Here is a 20189-nt window from a genome sequence, read left to right as displayed (position 1 = left end):
GTCATTCCCCGTCTCGGTCCGCGGATCCCTCGCCCGCCGTCTCCGCCAGCCGGATCAGCGCCGCGCCGGCATCGACCTGCGCGCCCTCTTCGACCAGGCATTCGGCCACGCGGCCGTCGCGCGGCGCGGTCAGGGCGTGTTCCATCTTCATCGCCTCCAGCACCGCCAGGACCTGGCCCTCGGTCACCGCGTCGCCCGGGGCCACGCCCAGGCGCGCCACCCGTCCGGGCATCGGCGCCAGCACGACATCGCCGGTCCCGGCCGCCGCCGCCGCGGCCACCAGCGGGTCCAGATGCGTGACAACATGCGCGCCGACGGTGATCCGCGGCCCGCTCCGCCGCGCCGGTCGGCACAGACGCTGCCCGATCCGCCAGCGGTCCGCAAGACGCTCCGCCGCGACCTCTTGCCCCTGCACGAAGATTGTGCGCCGGTCCGCCCCATCCGCCGAAACGGCAAGATCGATCCGGCCGCCGTTCACCTCCAGCGCGACCGTCCGGGCAGCACTCTGCCACAGCGCGAAGCCCTGCAGCGCATCGCCCGGCCCGTCCAGACCGGTCGCGGCCAGCGCCGCCAGGGCCAGCTCATGCACCGCCGGCGGGTCGGTCGCCACCAGCCGCTCCAGCGCCTCGGCGATCAGTCCCGTCTCGACGTCGCCGGACCGCACCCGGTCCAGATCCACCAGCCGCCTGAGGAAATCCACGTTGGTCACGGTGCCGGAGATCCGCGTCCGCCCCAGCCCGTCCGACAGGCGCTGGAACGCCGCCGCCCGCGTCGGCGCCCAAGCGATCAGCTTGGCGATCATCGGATCGTAATGGGGCGTGATCTCGTCGCCCGCGCGCACCCCGGTCTCGACCCTCAGCCCGCCGGGGAACTCCAGCCCGTCGATCCGCCCCGTGGCGGGCAGGAACCCCGCGCCGGCGTCCTCGGCGTAGATCCGCGCCTCCACCGCATGGCCGTCGATCGCCAGCTCCGCCTGGCGCGCGGGCAGGCCCTCTCCGGCGGCCACGCGCAGCTGCCATTCCACCAGATCCACGCCGGTCACCGCCTCGGTCACCGGATGCTCGACCTGGAGGCGGGTGTTCATCTCCATGAAGTAGAACCCCCCCTCCGGCCCCAGGCTGGAGCCGTCGACGATGAACTCCACCGTGCCGGCGCCGGCATAGCCGATGGCCTCTGCCGCGCGCACCGCCGCCGCGCCCATGGCGTCGCGCATGGCCTGCGTCATGCCCGGCGCGGGCGCCTCCTCGATCACCTTCTGGTGGCGGCGCTGCAAGGAGCAGTCCCGCTCGAACAGATGGACCGCGCGGGTTCCGTCCCCGAACACCTGCACCTCGATATGGCGGGGGCGCTGGATCGCCTTCTCGATCAGCATCGTGTCGTTGCCGAAGGCGCCCTTCGCCTCGGCCCGGGCAGAGGCCAGCGCCTCGGCGAACCCGGCCTCCGACCCGACCAGCCGCATCCCCTTGCCGCCGCCGCCCGCGACCGCCTTGATCATCACCGGCCAGCCGATCCCGGCGGCCTCCTGCGCCAGCCGCACGTCGGCCTGGTCGGATCCGTGATAGCCCGGCACCACCGGAACGCCCGCCGCCTCCATCGCCGCCTTGGCCGCGTCCTTGAGGCCCATCTTGCGCATCGCCTGGGCCGAGGGCCCGACGAAGACCAGACCGGCCGCCGCCACGGCCTCCGCGAAATCGGGGTTCTCGCTCAGGAAGCCGTAGCCCGGATGGATCGCCTCCGCGCCCGTCTCCAGCGCCGCCGCCACGATGCGGTCGGCCGCCAGGTAGCTGTCGGAGGGCGCCGGGCCGCCGATCTCCACCGCGAAATCCGCCATCGCCACGTGGCGCGCGGCGCGGTCGGCGGTGGAATGGACCGCCACGGTCCCGATGCCCATGCGCCGGCAGGTGTCGATCACCCGCGCGGCGATCTCGCCCCGGTTGGCGATCAGGATGCGTCCGAACATCTGTGCTCCTCCCTGTCGAGCGGGGCTTCGACCATCGCCGCGCCCCGCGCCAGCGCACGCTCGGCTTCCGCGGCGATGCGCGCCACGATCTCTGCCGCGCGCGGCCGGTCGCGGATCAGGCCCACGGCCTCTCCGGCGACGGGGGTCGCGGCCCGCGCGTCGCCGGCCTCCATGGCGCGGGACCAGCCCGCCCGGGCCGCGGGATCGCGGCGCAGCTCCGCCTCACGCCCCGCCCAGCGGTCCAGAAAGGCGCTGCGCAGGGTGCGGATCGAAAAACCCTGGGGCCAGTCCAGCCCCCGCGCCGCGTCGGGCACGCCGCTGCGGCGCGTGGCGTCCCCGTCCGCGGCGATCGCGGCGCGGACCAGCCCATCGGCCACCAGCGCCTCCTCTGCCGCCCAGAACCGCGTGCCGACCAGCGCGCCCGCCGCCCCCAGCATCAGCGCCGCCGCCAGTCCGCGCCCGTCCGCGATGCCGCCCGCCGCCAGCACCGGGACCGGTCCCGCCAGATCCACGACCTCCGGGACCAGCGTCACGGTCGCGCGCGTGGCCCCGTGGCCGCCCGCCTCCGATCCCTGCGCCACCAGCAGGTCCGCGCCCGCCGCCAGCGCCGCGCGCGCCTGGCCCATGTCCTGCACCTGCACCATCAGCGCCGCGCCCGCCTCGCGGATCCGCGCCGCGAACGGCGCCGGGTCGCCAAAGCTCAGCATCACCGCCACCGGCGCGCGAACCAGCGCCGCCTCCAGCGCCGCGTCGGACAGGGACCAGGCGATGAACCCGACGCCCACGCCCGGCCCCGCAAGGTCCATCTGCGCCGCCACCCAGCCCGCGTCGCCGTAGCCGCCGCCCACCAGCCCCAGCCCGCCCGCGTCGCGCACCGCCCCCGCCAGCGCGCCGCCCGCGGCTCCGGCCATGGGCGCAAGGGCCAGGGGATGCGCGATCCCGAAGGTTCGGGTGAACGGGGTGGTCAGCACGGGCGCGGGTCCCGGCGCGGAACCGGGCGCCTCACATGCGGAACACGCCAAAGCGCGTCTCCCCGATGGCCGCGTTGGTCGCCGCCATGAGGCTGAGGCCCAGCACGTCGCGCGCCTTGCGCGGGTCCACGCAGCCGTCGTCCCAGAGCCGCGCGGAGGCATAGAGCGGGTGGGACTGGCGCGCGATCTGCGCGACCACGGGCCGCTTCAGCGCCTCCTCCTCTTCGTCCGAGAACGTCTCGCCGCGCTTTTCCATCGCCGCGCGCTTGACCGTCGCCAGCACCTGCGCGGCCTGCGGACCGCCCATCACGCCGATCCGCGAATTCGGCCAGGACCACATGAACCGAGGGCCGTAAGCCCTTCCTGCCATGCCGTAATTCCCGGCGCCGTAGGAGCCGCCGATGACCATGGTGATCTTCGGCACCGCGGTGGTGGAGACCGCCGTGACCATCTTTGCCCCGTGCCGCGCGATGCCCTCGGCCTCGTATTTCCGGCCGACCATGAAGCCGGTGATGTTCTGCAGGAACACCAGCGGGATCCTCCGGGTCGAGCAGAGTTCGATGAAATGCGCCCCCTTCTGCGCCGATTCCGAGAACAGCACCCCGTTGTTGGCCACGATCCCCACCGGGCAGCCGCGGATATGGGCGAACCCGGTCACCAGCGTCTCTCCGAACCGCGCCTTGAACTCGTCGAGCCGCGATCCGTCCACCAGACGCGCCAGGATTTCCCGGACATCGTAGGGCGTCGTCGGGCTCTGCGGCACCACGCCCAGGATCTCCTCCGGGTCGTAGGCGGGCGCCTCGGGGCTGGCCCAGCCCAGCGCCGCGCCCGGTTCCGGCGCCAGCGCGGCCACCGCCTGCCGCGCCAGCGCCAGCGCGTGGGCGTCGTCATCGGCCAGATAGTCCGCCACCCCCGACAGCCGCGTGTGCACATCGCCGCCGCCCAGATCCTCGGCCGTCACCTCCTCGCCGATGGCGGCCTTCACCAGCGGCGGGCCGGCCAGAAAGATCGTGCCCTGCGCGCGCACGATGATCGTCACGTCCGACATGGCCGGCACATAGGCCCCGCCGGCGGTGCAGGACCCCATCACCACGGCGATCTGGGCGATGCCCGCCGCGCTCATCCGCGCCTGGTTGTAGAAGATCCGCCCGAAATGCTCGCGATCGGGAAACACCTCGTCCTGGTTGGGCAGGTTGGCGCCGCCCGAATCCACCAGATAGAGGCAGGGCAGACGGTTCTCCCAGGCGATCTCCTGGGCGCGGAGGTGCTTCTTGACCGTCATCGGGTAGTAGGTGCCGCCCTTCACGGTGGCGTCGTTGCACACCACCATGACCTGCCGCCCGTGGATCCGCCCGACGCCCGCGATGGCCCCCGCGGCGGGGGCCGCGCCGTCGTACATCCCGTGCGCCGCCGTCAGCCCCACCTCCAGGAACGGCGATCCCGGGTCCAGCAGGTCGGCCACCCGCTGCCGGGGCAAGAGCTTGCCGCGCGACAGGTGCCGCTCCCGCGCGCGCGCCCCGCCGCCGGCCATGGCGGCCCGCGCGGCCTCCGCCACCGTCTCCAGCGCCTCCAGACCGGCGGCGCGATTGGCCCTGAACTCTTCCGATCCCGTCAGGATCCGCGACTGCAGCTTCATGGCCCGTCCCTCCCCGCGCGAAGGCTAGGACGCCCCCCGCCCCGGCGCCAGAGCGATTTCGCCCTCATTCCGCCGCCGCCCGCGCCTTCAGCGCCCGGCGCACCACCTTGCCGGTCACCGTCATCGGCAGCGCCTCCAGGAACGCGATCTCGCGCGGGTAGGCGTGGCGCGCCAGCCGCTCCCGCACCCAGTCCTGCAACGCCGCCGCCAGCGCCGCGTCCGCCGTCACCCCGTCCCGCACCACCACATAGGCCTTGACGATCTCGGTCCGCACCGGGTCGGGCTTGCCCACCACGCCCACGGTGGCCACCGCCTCATGGGTCAGCAGGCAGTCCTCGATCTCGGACGGGCCGATCCGGTAGCCCGACGATGTGATCACGTCGTCCTCGCGCCCGACAAAGACCAGATGCGCCCCCTCCCAGCGGCCCCGGTCGCCGGTCAGCATCCAGTCGCCGCGGAACTTGGCGGCGGTCGCCTCGGGCCGCTGCCAATAGCCCAGCATCATCGCGGCGGACCCGCGCCGTATTGCGATGTCGCCCTCGCCCGCCGTCTCCCGCCCGCCGGCGTCCAGCACGCCGATCCGGTGGCCCGGCACCGGGCGGCCGATGGTCCCCGGCACCGGATCGAACAGCGACGCGGCCGAGGAGGCGACCATGTTGCACTCGGTCTGGCCGTAGAACTCGTTGATCGTGACGCCCAGCGCGTCGCGTCCCCAGGCCAGCATCTCCGCGCCCAGCGGCTCGCCCCCGCTGGCCACGGTACGCAGTCCGGGGATCGCCATGTCCGCGGCCCTGAGCATTCTGAGAACCGTGGGCGGGAAGAACACGTTGCGCACCGCCCCGGCGGCGCAGATCCGCGCCGCCTCCCGGGGCGTGAACTTGGCGATCCGCGCCGCGACCACCGGCACGCCCAGCGCCAGTGCCGGCATGGCCACGTCGAAGAGTCCGCCGATCCAGGCCCAGTCGGCCGGGGTCCAGATCACGTCGCCCTCCCGGCCCAGGAAATCGTGGCTCATCTCCACCCCCGGCAGATGGCCGGTCAGCACCCGGTGGCCGTGAAGCGCGCCCTTGGGACTGCCGGTGGTGCCGCTGGTGTAGATCAGCACGGCCGGATCGTCGGGCGCGGTGTCCGCCGTCGCGCCCCGCGCCGCCGTCCGGGGCAGGTCGGCCCCGGTCACCGCCCGCGCGCCCAGCGCCGCGACCGCCCCGGCGCCCCGGGCATCGGTCACGACCACCGCGGCGCCGGCGTCGCCCACGCGGGCGCGCAGGCCGCCCTCCTCGAACAGGGTGAACAGCGGCAGCGACACCGCGCCCAGCCGCCAGATCGCCACATGCGACGCGGCACAGAGCGGCGACTGGCTGAGAAGCACCCCCACCCGGTCGCCCCGCGCCACGCCCCGTTCCAGCAGCGCCGCCTGCACCCGGTCGGCCAGGGCAGAGAGCGCGCCGTAGCTGACCTCGACCCGGCCGGTGCCGGACAGATCCAGGATCGCCAGCCGGTCGGGGGCCCTTGCCGCCCATGCGTCGCAGACCTGCCGGGCCATGTTCAGCCGCTCGGGCAGGTCCCAGTCGAACCCGGCGCAGAGCGCGTCGTAGGGCTGGCGTGTCAGCATCGCATCCTCCCTCAGAACCCGTCCGCCACGTCCGCCCCGTCCAGCGCCCGGCCGCGCCGGTCCAGCCGGTAGATCCGCTCCTCCGGGCGCCCCACGGCGCAGGCGACCACGATCCACGCCGCCCCCTGCCCCGGCCGCCCGGCGCAATCCTCGGCCCGGCCGCCCGGCACCTGTGCCACATAGGCCGCCGCCGCCCGGCGGATCGCCGCGCCCTCATCGGGCAGGCGCGCCCGCAGGCCGGCCCAGCCCGCCAGCACCCCGAGCATCGCGACGGGCAGCCACACGAGCGGCCTCATGGCGGATCGTTCGCCGGGAGGAAAAGAAACGTCATCGACCGCACCTTTCGCACCGGATCCTAGCGGCCCCGGCCCGCCGGGCAAAGTGCCGCGATCAGGGCAGCAGCCGCAGCGCCAGGTCCGGCAGATCGTCGAAATGCTCCAGCACCGCGTCCGGCGCCATCCGCGACACGCCCGCCCCTTCGGGTCCGAATCCCACCAGCACGATGGGCACGCCCGCGGCGCGGGCGGTGCGCGCATCGGTCTCGGTGTCGCCGACCAGGATCGAGCGGTCCGGATCGCCCCCCGCCCGGCGCACCGCCTCAAGATAGGGCGCGGGGTCGGGCTTGCTGACCGGCAGCGTGTCGGCGCCGACCAGCGCGGGCAGCACGTGCCGCGTGCCCATGGCGTCCATCAGCCGGATCGCCAGGGCCTCCGGCTTGTTGGTGCAGATCGCCACCGCGAAGCCGCGCGCCTTCAGCGTCTCCACCGCGCCCCAGGCGCCGTCATAGGGCCGCGAATGCACCGCGATGGCCGCGCCGTAGGCCTCCAGAAGCCGCGGGTAGTCGGCGTCGACCTCGGCCTCCCCGCCCTGCCCCGCGCGCTCGAACCCCGCGCGCAGCATCGCCCGCGCGCCCCGGAACGCCGTCCGCGCGTCGGCCCGCGCGTCCAGCACGTCGCCCAGCCCCCGGGCGCGGAAACAGACATTCGCCGCGGCCACCAGATCGGCGGCGGTATCGACCAGCGTTCCGTCCAGATCGAAGACGACCGTTCGCATTGGCTGTAACCTCCCGCAACATCCGTGAAGGCGTCCGCTTGCGCCCCGATCCGCTTGCAGTAGAACGCGAGGGGTCAGAAGGAAAGGCGTCCGCCCCATGCCCGCACATCTCGTCGTCCTCGCCGCCGGGCGGGGCACGCGCATGAACTCGGACCTGCCGAAGGTTCTGCATGAGATCGGCCAGGCGCCGCTCTTCGTCCATGCGCTGTCGGCCGGCGACTCGCTCGGGCCGGGCCGCCGGGTGCTGGTGGTCGGCCACGGCGCGGAGCTCGTGCGCGCCGCCGCCCGCGCCCATGACCCCGACATCGCCATCGCCGAGCAGGCCGAACAGCGCGGCACCGCCCATGCCGTCGCCCAGTCCCGCGCGGCGCTCAAGGGAGCGGCGGGCGATGTCTTCGTGCTCTACGGCGACACGCCCTTCATCCGGCCTGAGACGCTCAAGCGCATGGCCGCCGCGCGGGCCGCCGGCGCGGGCGTCGTGGTGCTGGGGTTCGAGGCCGCCGATCCGGGCCGCTACGGCCGGCTGGTCATGGAAGGCGGCGCGCTGGCGCGGATCGTCGAGTACAAGGACGCGACAGAGGCGGAGCGCGCGATCGCCTTGTGCAATTCCGGAGTGATTTGCGCGGATGCCGTACAAATCTTCGATCTGATCGACTCCGTCGGTACGAAAAACGCCTCCGGTGAGTACTATCTGACCGACATCGTCGCCGTGGCGCGGGCCCGCGGCCTGGTCTGCACCGCCGTCACCTGCGACGAGGCAGAGACGCTGGGCGTGAACTCCCGCGTTGAGCTCGCCCGCGCAGAGGCCCTGTTCCAGGCCCGCCGCCGGGCGGCCTCGCTGGCCGACGGCGTGACCCTGATCGCGCCGGAAACCGTTGTTTTCGCTATGGATACCGTTATCGGCCGCGACGCGGTGGTAGAGCCGAACGTGGTCTTCGGTCCCGGCGTCACGGTCGAATCCGGCGCGCGGATCCGCGCGTTCTCGCACCTCGAAGGCTGCCATGTGGGCCGCGGCGCGGTCATCGGCCCCTACGCCCGCCTCCGCCCCGGCGCAGAGATCGGCAACCACGCGAAAGTCGGCAATTTCGTGGAGATCAAGGCAGCCGAGATCGGCGAGGGCGCGAAGGTGAACCACCTGACCTATATCGGCGACGCCACCGTGGGAGAGGCGGCGAATATCGGTGCCGGAACAGTGACTTGCAACTATGACGGCGTGTTCAAGCACCACACGGAGATCGGCGCGCGGGCCTTCGTCGGATCCTCCACCATGCTGGTCGCGCCGGTGCGGATCGGGGCCGAGGCGATGACCGCCTCCGGCTCCGTCGTCACCGCCGACGTGCCGGACGGCGCCCTGGCCCTGGGCCGGGCCCGTCAGGTCAACAAGGACGGGCTGGCCCGCAGGATCATGGACCGGCTGCGCGCCGCGAAACGCAAGAGGGCGAACTGATGTGCGGAATCGTCGGCATCCTGGCGGATTATGAGGTCTCACCGGTCATCTTGGAGGCGCTGCGGCGGCTCGAATACCGCGGCTATGACAGCGCCGGGATCGCCACCATCCACGACGGCCACCTGGACCGGCGCCGCGCCGTGGGCAAGCTGCGCAGCCTGTCGGACCATCTGGTGCACGATCCCCTTCCGGGACGGTCCGGCATCGGCCACACCCGCTGGGCGACCCATGGAAAACCCAGCAAGATCAACGCCCACCCCCACCGAGCCGGCCCCGTCGCGGTGGTCCACAACGGCATCATCGAGAATTTCGCCGCACTCCGCGCCGAGCTTCGCGCCCGCAACTACGGCCCCGAGAGCGAGACCGACACCGAGACCATCGCGCTGCTGTGCCAGTCCTTCATGGACGACGGCCTGGACCCGCAGGAGGCGGTGGCACGCACGCTCGACCGGATCGAAGGCGCGTTCGCGCTGGCGTTCCTCTTCGACGGCGAGGACGACCTGATGATCGCGGCGCGCCGCGGCTCCCCCCTCGCCGTGGCCCACGCGGGCGGAGAGGCGTTCGTCGGCTCGGACGCCATCGCCCTGGCGCCCCTGACCGACCGGCTGATCTACCTGGAGGAAGGCGACTGGGCGGTGCTCACCCGCGCGAGTTGCCGCATCTTCGACGCGATGGGCACCGCCGTGGACCGCCCGGAAACCCGCATCGCGGAGACCGCCGGACGGGTCGAGAAGGGCGGCCACCGGCACTGGATGGCCAAGGAGATCCACGAGCAGCCCGCCGTGCTGGACATCTGCCTCAACCGCTATTTGGGCGCCGATGCCGTGACCCTGCCCGGCGACGGCATCGACTTCACCGACGTCAGAAGGGTGGTCATGGTCGCCTGCGGCACGGCATATTATGCCTGCCACGTGGCCAAATACTGGTTCGAGGCCCTCGCCCGCCTGCCGGTCGAGATCGACGTCGCGTCGGAATTCCGCTACCGTGAGCCGCCGCTGGAGGAGGGCACCCTGGCGATCTTCGTGTCGCAGTCGGGTGAGACCGCGGACACGCTGGCCGCATTGCGCTACTGCAAGGCGCAGGCCCGCACGCTTGCGGTGGTGAACGTGGAGACGTCCTCGATCGCGCGGGAGGCGGACGCGGCCTTCCCGATCCTTGCGGGGGCCGAGATCGGCGTGGCCTCGACCAAGGCGTTCACCTGTCAGCTTGCCGTCCTGGCGGCGATCGCGCTGTCGGCCGCCGCCGCGCGCCGCACGCTGGCGCCGGACGCCACGGCCGAGCACGTGGCCACCCTGCGCAAGATGCCGGCGCTGCTGTCCCAGGCGCTGCAGTCGGAGGACCGGATGGAGGACATCGCCCGCACCCTGTCGGAAGCGCGCGACATCCTGTTCCTGGGCCGCGGCGCGATGTTTCCGATGGCGCTGGAAGGCGCTCTTAAACTCAAGGAAATCAGCTATATCCACGCCGAAGGTTACGCAAGCGGAGAACTCAAGCACGGCCCCATCGCCCTGGTGGACGAGAGCGTTCCCGTCATCGTCTTCGCGCCGTCCGATCCGCTTTTCGGCAAGACCGTGTCGAACATGCAGGAGGTGATGGCGCGTGGCGGCCGGGTGGTGCTGGTGTCGGACGCGAAGGGGCTCCGGTCCGTCGACGGAGCCTGGGCCGAGATCGAGGTGCCGGCGGTTCCGGCGATCTGGGCGCCGCTTCTTTATGCGGTCCCTGCCCAGCTTCTGGCCTATTACACCGCCATCGCCAAGGGCACCGATGTGGACCAGCCGAGGAACCTCGCCAAATCGGTGACGGTGGAATAGGCGGCGGTCCGGTTCTTTCGCGAAGGATCCTGCAGTCCGGAGGCGTCACAGCGCGCGCAGCACCTGCGGCAGCATCTCCGGCAGATCCTCTGCGATCAGGCCGGGACCGAATTGGCGGGCGCATTCGGCATGAAGCCACGCGGCCTGCGCGGCGGCCGAGAGCGGCCCGACCCCCCGCGCCAGCAGGCCGGCGATGATGCCGGCCAGCGTATCGCCGGCCCCGGCAGTCGCCAGCCCGGGGGCCGCGGCGTCATAGACCGCGGCGGAAATCGCGGCGGTCCCGTCAGGCGCTGCGACGATCGTGGCAGGGCCTTTCAGCAGCACCGTCGCCCCCGCGCGACCGGCCGCGGCGCGGGCGGCGTCCAGGCGCGAGGTGGCCGGTCCCTCCTGCGGGGCGCGTTGCAGAGGCGCGTGGATGTCCGGGAAAAGCCGCGCGAACTCCCCGTCGTGGGGGGTCAGGACGCAGCCCTCATGGAGCTGCGCGAACAGCGTCCCGGGGTCGTCCGAAAAGCTCGTCAGCGCATCGGCGTCGAGCACCGTCGCCCGGGGCGCGGCCAGCACCGCAGCCACCAGCGCGCGGGTCCGCTCTCCGGTCCCCAGACCCGGCCCCAGCATCACGGCGTTGATCCGCCCGTCCTCCAGCAGCCCGGCCAGCGCATCCGCATCCCGGACCGGGCGCAGCATGACGGCGTCCAGCCGGGCCGCGTTCTCCTGCAGGGCCGCGGGCGGAACGGCCAGCGTCACCAGCCCCGCGCCGATCCTGAGCGCGCCGCGCGCCGCCAGCCGGGCGGCGCCGCCCCTGCCTGGGCCGCCGCACAGCACAAGGGCGTGGCCATGGTCGTACTTGTGCCCGCCTGCCTTGCGCAGGTCGCGGCAGTCCGCCGGGCCCAGGCAGGCAACCCCCCGGCCGGTCCGCTCCAGCCCGATGTCGATTCGCTCCAGCCGACCGCAGGCGCCGGGGCCGTCGCCCAGGAACTGGCCCAGCTTGGCGGCATGGAAGGTCAACGTCAGGTGCGCGGCGGTGCGGGGGGCATCCTGCGCGGCGGCCAGAAAACGCCCGCTGTCCGCGCACCAGCCAGAGGGCATGTCGAGTGCCGCGACGCGGGTCCGCGGCGGACCCGAGACCAGACCGGACAGGGTGCGCGCGGTAACGGGCGCCTCCAGCGGGCGGCTCAGCCCGGTGCCGAAAAGCGCGTCCACGACAAGGGACGGCGCGCCGTCGCCGCGGATCCCCTCGGTCTCTTCGTCGCGGAACGCACGGACCGGGCCCAGGGCCGCCCAGCGGGCGTGGTTCAGGGCGGCGTCGGGCGGCAGGCGGGCGGCGTCGCCCATCAGCCTCAGGTCGACAGCCCAGCCCCGGGCGTGGAGATGCCGCGCCACGACGAACCCGTCGCCGCCGTTGTTGCCCGGACCGCACAGGACCACCGCGCGGCGTGGCGCAAGGTCCGGCCAGGCGGCCATGATCGCCGCGACCGCGCCCCGGCCGGCACGTTCCATCAGTTCCGCCCCGGTCACCCGGCCCGCGTCGATCGCGGCCCTCTCTGCATCGCGCATCATCGCGGCCGTCAGAAGCCTGTCCATGCGTGCCTCCCGTTCGTCTTTCGCATCACGATCTAGCCGCGAGGGCCGTCGCGGACAGATCCGCGCGCGCGCGGCATGCCGACTTCGCAAACCGCCCAACTGCAAGGCACGTTGCACAAGAATGGCGCAGGCCATACCAAAGCCGGGATCGCGGTCCCCGCGCTGCAGGCTGGTCGATTGAGGCCGGATGTGGGAAGTGGTCTCTCGCGACTGAACCGAACCCGGAGGAATCGGCTACATGAAGAAGATCGAGGCGATCATCAAACCCTTCAAGCTCGACGAGGTGAAAGAGGCGCTCCAGGAGGTCGGGATCCAGGGGCTCAGCGTGCTCGAGGTCAAGGGGTTCGGCCGGCAGAAGGGGCATACGGAGCTCTATCGCGGCGCCGAATACGTGGTCGATTTCCTGCCCAAGGTGAAGATCGAGGTGGTGCTCGACGACAACCAGGTCGATGCCGCCATCGAGGCGATCGTCGCCGCCGCCAAGACCGACAAGATCGGCGACGGCAAGATCTTCGTCACCCCCGTCGAGCAGGCGATCCGCATCCGCACCGGCGAGACCGGGTCGGACGCGCTCTGACCGCCTGCCCCGCCCAGACACACCCAGGAGAAAGAGGGACCCATGAGCAACAGCGAGATGCTGAAGACCATCAAGGACGAAGAGGTCGAATACGTCGACATCCGCTTCACCGATCCGCGCGGCAAGCTGCAGCACGTCACGGTGATGGCCGACCAGGTCGACGAGGACTTCCTCGACGACGGGTTCATGTTCGACGGCTCGTCGATCGCCGGCTGGAAATCCATCGAGCAGTCCGACATGAAGCTGATGCCCGATGCTTCCTCGGCCTACATGGACCCGTTCTACGCCGAAAAGACCCTTGCGGTGCATTGCACGGTCTATGAGCCCGACACCATGGAACGCTACGACCGCGACCCGCGCGGCACGGCGCGCAACGCCGAGGAGTACCTCAAGTCCTCCGGCATCGGCGACACGGCGTTCATGGGACCGGAGGCGGAGTTCTTCCTCTTCGACGACGTGCGTTTCTCCGTCGCGATGAACAAGGTCTCCTATCAGGTCGATGCCGCCGACGGCTCATGGAACTCCGACACCGAGTTCGAGACCGGGAACATGGGCCATCGCCCCGGCATCAAGGGCGGCTACTTTCCGGTGAACCCGGTGGACGACGCCCAGGATCTGCGCTCCGAAATGCTGTCGACCATGAAGCGCATCGGCATGAAGGTCGACAAGCACCACCATGAGGTCGCGTCCTGCCAGCACGAGCTGGGCCTGATCTTCGACAGCCTGACCAAGCAGGCCGACGAGCTGCAGAAGTACAAGTACATCATCCACAACGTGGCACACGCCTATGGCAAGTCGGCGACCTTCATGCCCAAGCCGATCTCCGGCGACAACGGCACCGGGATGCACGTCAACATGTCGATCTGGAAGGACGGCAAGCCGCTCTTCGCCGGCGACAAATACGCCGATCTCAGCGATGAGGCCCTGTTCTATATCGGCGGCATCCTCAAGCACGCCAAGGCGCTCAACGCCTTCACCAACCCGTCCACCAATTCCTACAAGCGGCTGATCCCCGGTTTCGAGGCCCCGGTGCTGCGCGCCTACTCCGCCCGCAACCGCTCGGGCTGCGTGCGGATCCCCTGGGCCGAAAGCCCCAAGGCCAAGCGGGTCGAGGCGCGCTTTCCCGATCCGTCCGCCAACCCGTATCTGTGCTTCGCGGCGCTGCTGATGGCCGGGCTGGACGGGATCAAGAACAAGACCCACCCGGGAGAGGCGATGGACAAGGATCTCTACGATCTGCCCCCCGAAGAGCTGGCCGACATCCCGACCGTCTGTTCGTCGCTGCGCGAGGCGCTGGGCGAGCTGGAGGCCGACATGGACTTCCTCACCGCCGGCGACGTGTTCACCAAAGACCAGATCGAAGGCTACATGGATCTCAAATGGGAAGAGATCTATGCCTATGAGCACACGCCGCACCCGATAGAGTTCAAGATGTATTACAGCTGCTGATCCCGCCACAGGCAGGTCATCACATTGTCACAGGGGGCGCTTAACGGCGCCCCTTTTGCGTTGCACTGAAAGGTGTCGTCTGTCTCGATTCCCGTCGGGGGATTCGCTGGGAGCGATGGGCTTGTCGCACGGACCTGCCTTGAGGTAAGGTTCGTTAATGCATGCTGGGGTGGAGGAGCCGACCGATAGTTCACCCGCTCGGCATAGTTCCCGATAATTGCGCGGGGGTGACAAATTGCGGCCCTTTTGGACAGCGATGCTTGCCTCGATGAAGCATTTAACCGGGTATTGGCACAGATGATAGAGATTTCTCACCACACTGTCGCAACGATTTCGCTGACTACGGACGCGCAGTTCCAGTTCCGTGAGCTTCCCGCAACACTGGCCGGCGTCCTGTCCCAGGCAGACGCACGGATCCATCGGCTCGATCTCGCTCTTCGCGGCAACTCGCTGGACTACGCGACCGATCAGGGCCGGGTGGAGGCGCAGGCCCGGCGCGGCGACGACGGCACCCACAGGGTTACGGTGAGCTGCAACACGCTGATCCGGGGCTCTCGTGAGGTCGGGCGGCAGATCTGCTTTCAGATGTGCCGCAGGCTCATCGCGCGCCACGACGTTGCGTCGGTGTTCTGGCGCCCGACCCGGCAATTGCTGGAACCTCACGAATTTTCCTGGAACGCGCTTTTGGACCTGCCGCAGCGGTTCGCGGGTCCCGCGCGCATGTACGTACCGGCACAACTGGGCAACGCGGCCGCCTGAGCCGCCAGACAGCGGCGATTTGCACTCTGGCGATGCTGCTGTAGGGTAGAAGGATGCCGGCGGCGCGACGTTGCCGGCGCACCGCGCCAGGGGGGATACCGCATGTCATCGAAGATCCCGCAGGAACGCCTGTGGATCTTTCCAAGGGTGAACAGGCCCGTCTTCGCCATCTCGGCGATCCTGATCCTGGGCTTCATCCTCTTCGGAGCGGTCTTCAACGATCTCGCCAATACGATCTTCAGCGGGCTGCAGACATTCCTTGCGACCAATCTTGGCTGGGCGCTGGTGCTTCTGACAAATGCGATGGTCCTGTTCGTGGTCTATCTGGGTCTGGGACCGTTCGGGGACATCCGCCTGGGCCGCATGGACGAGACGCCGGAATACGATCTGTTCTCTTGGACGGCGATGCTGTTCTCGGCCGGGATCGGCATCGGCCTGATCTACTGGGGCGTGGCAGAGCCCATGTACCACTACTTTTCGCCCCCCCGCGCCGAACCCGAGACGGTCGAGGCCGCGAAGGAGGCCATGGCGCTGACGTTCTTGCACTGGGGCTTTCAGGGTTGGGCGATCTATGCGGTCGTGGCGCTGAGTCTGGCCTATTTCCACTTCCGCATGGGGCTGCCGCTGTCGATCCGGTCCGCCCTTTATCCGCTGATCGGTGACAGGATCTATGGCGTCTGGGGCGATGTCGTCGACATTCTCGCGGTCTTCGGCACCATGTTCGGGATCGTGACGTCCCTGGGACTAGGCGCGATCCAGATCAACGACGGGTTGGGCACGGTGTTCGGCATCGGCTCCAGCGTCACGGTGCAGATCCTGGTGATCGCGGGCATCACCGGGCTAGCCACCATGTCGGTGGTGGCCGGGCTCGACGGCGGTATCAAGCGGCTATCCAACATCAACGTCATCCTGTCGATGGTGCTTCTGGCCTTCATGCTGATCGTCGGCCCGACACTCTTCATCTTCGACGGGTTCGTCGAAAACTACGGGCTCTATCTGAAGAACTTCATCGATCTCAGCACCTGGACAGAGACCTGGTCCGGCGGCGACTGGCAGAATTCCTGGACCATCTTCTACTGGGCTTGGTGGATCTCCTGGTCGCCCTTCGTGGGCGTTTTCATCGCCCGGATCAGTCGGGGCCGCACGATCCGGGAATTCGTCTTCGGAGTGATGTTGCTGCCCTGCTCGATCATGTTCTTCTGGTTCTCGGCCTTCGGCGGCGTCGCAATCGACATCTCGCTGTCCGGGGACCGGACCCTGATCGAAGCGACCCAGGAGGGCTACGGCAACACCATGTTCGCGCTTCTGGAATATTATCCGCTGTCCGGGCTGACCAGCATCTTCGCCATCGTGCTGATCGTGCTGTGGTTCGTGACCTCGTCGGATTCGGGCAGCTACGTGATCGACATGCTCACCGCCGGTGGCGACCCGGATCCACCCAAGATCCAGCGGGTGTTCTGGGCCGTGTCGGAGGGCGCTGTGGCATCGGTCCTGCTGCTGGCGGGCGGGCTTGGCGCGCTACAGGCCGCGGCGGTCGTGGCCGGGTTTCCCTTTGCGGTGGTGATTCTGCTGATCTCCATCGGTCTCTTCAGAGCGCTCCGTTGGGATCCGCTGATGGTCCACCGCCACAACCAGCGCTATCGCAGCGACGTAGAGGCAGAGCACAACATGCCGAACGCCCTTCCCGGCACCGCGACCGACATCGCCGAGGATCAGTCGCCCGCCACGCCGGAGCGCGCGCAGCCGGCCGAATAAGGTGCGTCAGCCCGCACCAGCCAGGTGTGGATGGAAAACACGACGGCTGCGGTCTCCGGCAGGCGGCGTATGACCTGCCGCTCGACCCTGACATAGGGGCGCGGTCCCTCCGGCGCACGCGGCGCCTCTTCCGGTCGGGGGTTGAACAGGCGCCGCTCCCAATAGGGCAGCCGGTTCCACCGAACCAGCGGCGCGCCCGCCCGCACACCGTCGAACAGCCTTTGCACGCGCCGGGCCAGCGCCGCGTCATAGGCAGGGACCGGGCGATGGATGCGCACGAGCGGCCGCCCGATCTTCTGCTCCAACCGCCAGCGGGACGGGAAGCACACGATCCCCGCAACCATCCGGTGCCCCTCCGGACCGGGCAGCATCACCGCGAAATCCTCCTGCACCAGACGGCCCAGTACCGCCAGCGGCGCTTCCGGGTCGAGCGTCACGGCCACGCCGTCCGGTCGGATGACAGAGTTGGACGCAACCCGATGACCCAATGTGGGCAGGTCGGACAGGACGGCGTCCAGAAGCTCTGCGGCGGGGGCGGCACCTTCGGGCAGGCAAGCCATCACGTCGCCGGGCCGCGCCAGGACAAGGCTATCCCGCAACGCCATCTGGCCCGCGAAGGCGTCGTCGATGCGGAGCCAGTCGCCGGGCGCGCAGGGCCGCGTACCCGGCAGGGAATGGGCCACGGCATCGTCGGGAAGACAGGTCTGCAACGGATCCATCGGTCCGATCCTGTGGCAGGCGGTCCGCGCGTTCAAGTCCGCGCAATGCGCTCACGGCAGGGCCGCCCGGTCACGATCCAGCCAAGCGCGGCCGTCCTCGCCGCCGTGCCGAGCGTCAGCTGCTGGCCCAGAGCCTCATAGCTGACTCCGGGCAGGCGCGTTCCGACGAGCGGCCGGCGGCGCAGGCTGTGCCGTATAATTCCACGGCCTTGGTCACGACGGACGCGCGCACGAACGCCAGAATCAACGAGGGAGGCAGCCACGAGGTCGCCTCTGGGCGAGCCGCCCGGCGATCGGGGGCGACGGTCAGCCAACCGGCGCCCCCCCCGGGTCCAGCTCAGGACAGTCAGGGTCCGCAGATCTTGATCCGGTTGCCATCCGCGTCACCTTCGTGACACCCGCCGTCCACCCGGGCAATGTGGGCCGGAATCGCGATGAGGAGAAGACCGCATGAAACTTCTGCGACACGGCCCCCCGGGGGCGGAGCGGCCCGGCTTGTACGCCCCCGATGGCACGCTGCGCGATCTGACCGGTCTGGTCCCGGACATCGCCGGTGCCGTGCTGTCGGACGGCGGGCTTGCCATGTTGCGCGCGCTGGATCCCCGGTCCCTGCCGGCACTGCCCCCGGACACGCGGATCGGCCCCTGCGTCGGCGGCACCGGCAAGTTCGTCTGCATCGGGCTGAACTACGCCGACCACGCGGCCGAGACCGGGGCGAGGGTGCCGCCGGAGCCGGTGATCTTCATGAAGGCGACCTCGGCCATCGCCGGCCCCAATGACGACCTGCCGATCCCGCGCGGGTCGGAAAAGACCGACTGGGAGGTCGAACTGGCCGTCGTCATCGGCCGCACCGCCCGCCACGTGGCGCAGTCCGACGCCCTGTCCCATGTGGCCGGCTACGCGGTGGCCAATGACGTGTCCGAGCGCGCCTTTCAGACCGAGCACGAGGGCCAGTGGACCAAGGGCAAGAGCTGCGACGGGTTTGGCCCGCTGGGACCCTGGCTCGTGACCCGGGACGAGGTGCCGAATCCCCAGGACCTGGCGCTCTGGTGTGAGGTGAACGGCGCGCGGGTGCAGGACGGCTCGACCCGGACGATGGTCTATGGGGTGGCGCATGTGGTAAGCTACCTCAGCCGGTTCATGTCGCTCCATCCGGGCGACGTGATCTCGACCGGGACGCCGCCCGGTGTGGGTATGGGCATGAAGCCGCCGCTTTTCCTCAAGGCCGGGGACAGGATCAGGCTGGGGGTCGCGGGTCTGGGCGAACAGTGCCAGACGTGCGTGGCGGGTTGATGGGTCGCGGCCCCTTGGCCGGAATTTCCATTGGCGTGGCGCGGACTGGCTGCTATTGAGACGGGCCGTCCCCGCGGCCGGCGCCGCCCGCCCCCGTGGGAGTTCGCGCGGACCGACCCCGCGCGGGAGCACGAAAGGACAGTCATGAGCAGCAAGAACGCCCTCTTCAAGCCCTCGAAATCCGAGACCAAGGCCGATCAGACCACGGCCGTAGCCACCGGTATCATCGAATCCGAGCGCGCCGCTCGCGCGCAGAAGACCGAAAAGCTGCGTGCGGCCCGGATCGAGCACGAAGCGGCGGCCGAGGCCGAAGCCAAGGCCGCCGCCAAGAGGGAGGCCCGCGCGGCCAAGGCCAAAGACCGCGCGAAGCTCAAGGCGAAAGAGGCCAAGTCCGCCAAGTCCGCCAAGGACTGAGGTCAGGGCAAACACGGCCCGGGCGGCGCGGTCGACGAAGAGCACGCCGAAGGCCGCCCGGTGCGGCCGTCCCGCCTCGGCCTCCACCAACCACCGCGCCGCATCCTTGCGCCGGGACCGCGGGACGCGAGCGACCCGATCTTCGGACAAGGGTGACGATTGCGCTGCGTCGTCGCCGGTATGATGGTGCGGGACTGCTCCGCGAACCATTGATGCGCTGTGCCGTCTCCTGCTTTCGCCAAATCGGCCGCATGGAGCGGTCCGCCGGATTGTCTGCCGTGGTGTAGAGCGTCCCGGAGCCGCGCGCACAGTCGCGCCGACAGAGCGGCGCCGACGGAACCGCCGAAATCGGCGTCACCGGGCGTGCCTTCGGCCGCGATCGGCGCCCGTTCGGTCCGCCGTTCCGCCGTTCGGGTGGACATCGCGCGATCCGGCAGCGGCCGATTCAGTTAGTCGTTCTTGGCGATCGCCGGTGCGCGCCCCTTCGTGCCCCGCCGGCGTGCACCTCGACCGAAGCGGTCGCGCCAGGCGCATCCAATGGGACAAGGTTCCGGTCCATGGGCGGCGGCCCGCGGTCGATCATCTTCAGCCCGGCCGCCATGTCGGCCCAGGTCTCCAGGACATGGCGCAGGATGGTGCAAATGCCGACGCCCAGGGCCGTGCGGCGCGTTCTGTCAACGGCCAGCGCCACCGGACGCCCTGCGTCTTTGGGGCGGTCCCGCAGACCGCAGCGACACTCCACCATGCCGATGAACGGGTGCAGCCAGTTCGATTTCAGCAGCGCGCCCCAGTCGAAGTTCGGCTACGGGTCGCGATTGCGGTAGCGCCGCGTTCGCCGACCATCGTCAGCGCAGTCAGGCAGCATCCGCCGAGGTCCCCCGGAGGGCACCGTGTAGATAGGAACCGCTCCTCCCGCCCACCGCCGCCTGCAAGTTCGGTGAGCCGGGCGTGGAAAGCACCAGCTCTGGCATGTGTTTTGCCAGCGCAGTCTTGCAGACCGCGCGGTCGGGGCCGTCACCGCCGCCGCGCCCCTGAACCACGCGCGGTATTCGGGTCAGAAGCGGTCCCGGCGGGTTTGCCATGTCGGGACCGGCCCGGCCCGCTTCGCCGCACCCAAGGTAACTTCGGCGTTCATTGGGCTGGCTCCTGTTC

Annotated in this window: 16 protein-coding genes; 8 read left to right on the top strand and 8 right to left on the bottom strand. The window is 70.3% G+C overall.

Translation table 11 applies throughout. From position 1 onward, the window contains the following. Window position 1: 1 nt before the first annotated feature. The 6 genes from KW83_RS03760 to KW83_RS03735 all read right to left on the bottom strand — a co-directional run bounded on the left by KW83_RS03760 (window position 2) and on the right by KW83_RS03735 (window position 7232). Window positions 2–1960, bottom strand: coding sequence for an acetyl/propionyl/methylcrotonyl-CoA carboxylase subunit alpha (locus KW83_RS03760; RefSeq protein ID WP_036174534.1), 1959 nt, complete (start codon window positions 1958–1960; stop codon window positions 2–4). Next, window positions 1942–2931 (bottom strand): NAD(P)H-dependent flavin oxidoreductase, encoded by a 990-nt coding sequence (locus KW83_RS03755; RefSeq protein ID WP_036174531.1) that lies wholly within the window; start codon window positions 2929–2931, stop codon window positions 1942–1944. Before KW83_RS03755 ends, KW83_RS03760 begins: the two co-directional genes overlap by 19 nt. A gap of 31 nt (window positions 2932–2962) precedes the next feature. After that, window positions 2963–4567, bottom strand: coding sequence for a carboxyl transferase domain-containing protein (locus tag KW83_RS03750; protein WP_036174528.1), 1605 nt, complete (start codon window positions 4565–4567; stop codon window positions 2963–2965). 64 nt (window positions 4568–4631) lie between these two features. Beyond that, a complete protein-coding gene (locus KW83_RS03745; protein WP_036174525.1) occupies window positions 4632–6179 on the bottom strand; it encodes an AMP-binding protein in 1548 nt (515 codons plus the stop codon). A gap of 11 nt (window positions 6180–6190) precedes the next feature. Further along, the gene (locus KW83_RS03740; protein ID WP_036174522.1) at window positions 6191–6475 is read right to left on the bottom strand and encodes a hypothetical protein; all 285 of its coding nucleotides are present in this window, start codon (window positions 6473–6475) and stop codon (window positions 6191–6193) included. 94 nt (window positions 6476–6569) lie between these two features. Then, window positions 6570–7232: an HAD-IA family hydrolase gene (locus KW83_RS03735; RefSeq protein WP_036174520.1), complete on the bottom strand. Its 663-nt coding sequence runs from the start codon at window positions 7230–7232 to the stop codon at window positions 6570–6572. 97 nt (window positions 7233–7329) lie between these two features. Here KW83_RS03735 and glmU point away from each other — a divergent pair, with 97 nt between their 5' ends. Next, window positions 7330–8679 (top strand): bifunctional UDP-N-acetylglucosamine diphosphorylase/glucosamine-1-phosphate N-acetyltransferase GlmU, encoded by a 1350-nt coding sequence (glmU, locus tag KW83_RS03730; protein ID WP_036174518.1) that lies wholly within the window; start codon window positions 7330–7332, stop codon window positions 8677–8679. Continuing rightward, window positions 8679–10490, top strand: coding sequence for a glutamine--fructose-6-phosphate transaminase (isomerizing) (gene glmS / locus KW83_RS03725; protein WP_036174515.1), 1812 nt, complete (start codon window positions 8679–8681; stop codon window positions 10488–10490). The genes glmU and glmS overlap by 1 nt, the downstream gene beginning before the upstream one ends. Window positions 10491–10535: 45 nt before the next feature. Here the strand turns inward: glmS and KW83_RS03720 are convergent, their stop codons facing one another. Beyond that, window positions 10536–12071: a bifunctional ADP-dependent NAD(P)H-hydrate dehydratase/NAD(P)H-hydrate epimerase gene (locus KW83_RS03720; protein ID WP_036174512.1), complete on the bottom strand. Its 1536-nt coding sequence runs from the start codon at window positions 12069–12071 to the stop codon at window positions 10536–10538. 238 nt (window positions 12072–12309) lie between these two features. Here KW83_RS03720 and KW83_RS03715 point away from each other — a divergent pair, with 238 nt between their 5' ends. The 4 genes from KW83_RS03715 (at window position 12310) to KW83_RS03700 (ending at window position 16611) form a co-directional block, all read left to right on the top strand. After that, complete coding sequence (locus KW83_RS03715; protein ID WP_036174509.1) at window positions 12310–12648, top strand: P-II family nitrogen regulator; 339 nt, start codon at window positions 12310–12312, stop codon at window positions 12646–12648. 42 nt (window positions 12649–12690) lie between these two features. Beyond that, window positions 12691–14097, top strand: a complete 1407-nt coding sequence (glnA, locus tag KW83_RS03710) for a type I glutamate--ammonia ligase (RefSeq protein ID WP_036174506.1) — start codon at window positions 12691–12693, stop codon at window positions 14095–14097. Window positions 14098–14394: 297 nt separating this feature from the next. Beyond that, window positions 14395–14856: a hypothetical protein gene (locus KW83_RS03705; RefSeq protein ID WP_036174504.1), complete on the top strand. Its 462-nt coding sequence runs from the start codon at window positions 14395–14397 to the stop codon at window positions 14854–14856. A 102-nt stretch (window positions 14857–14958) separates the two neighbouring features. Next, entirely contained in the window at window positions 14959–16611 is a 1653-nt protein-coding gene (locus KW83_RS03700) for a BCCT family transporter (RefSeq protein ID WP_051928211.1), read from the top strand. On the opposite strand, the gene KW83_RS03695 is transcribed toward KW83_RS03700, so the two are convergent. Beyond that, the gene (locus KW83_RS03695; protein WP_036174501.1) at window positions 16569–17330 is read right to left on the bottom strand and encodes a heme-dependent oxidative N-demethylase family protein; all 762 of its coding nucleotides are present in this window, start codon (window positions 17328–17330) and stop codon (window positions 16569–16571) included. The two genes, KW83_RS03700 and KW83_RS03695, sit on opposite strands and share 43 nt — an antisense overlap. Before the next feature lie 450 nt (window positions 17331–17780). On the opposite strand from KW83_RS03695, the gene KW83_RS03690 reads away from it, so the two are divergent. Then, window positions 17781–18623 (top strand): fumarylacetoacetate hydrolase family protein, encoded by an 843-nt coding sequence (locus KW83_RS03690; protein WP_036174498.1) that lies wholly within the window; start codon window positions 17781–17783, stop codon window positions 18621–18623. Between the two features lie 144 nt (window positions 18624–18767). Further along, complete coding sequence (locus KW83_RS03685) at window positions 18768–19037, top strand: hypothetical protein (RefSeq protein WP_036174495.1); 270 nt, start codon at window positions 18768–18770, stop codon at window positions 19035–19037. The last annotated feature ends 1152 nt before the right edge of the window (window positions 19038–20189 follow it).

Origin of the sequence: Palleronia rufa, from assembly GCF_000743715.1 — a bacterium.
Taxonomy (GTDB): Bacteria; Pseudomonadota; Alphaproteobacteria; order Rhodobacterales; family Rhodobacteraceae; genus Palleronia; species Palleronia rufa.
The sequence above is the reverse complement of the archived record's forward strand: the minus strand, read 5'-3'. Positions and strand labels throughout refer to the sequence as shown.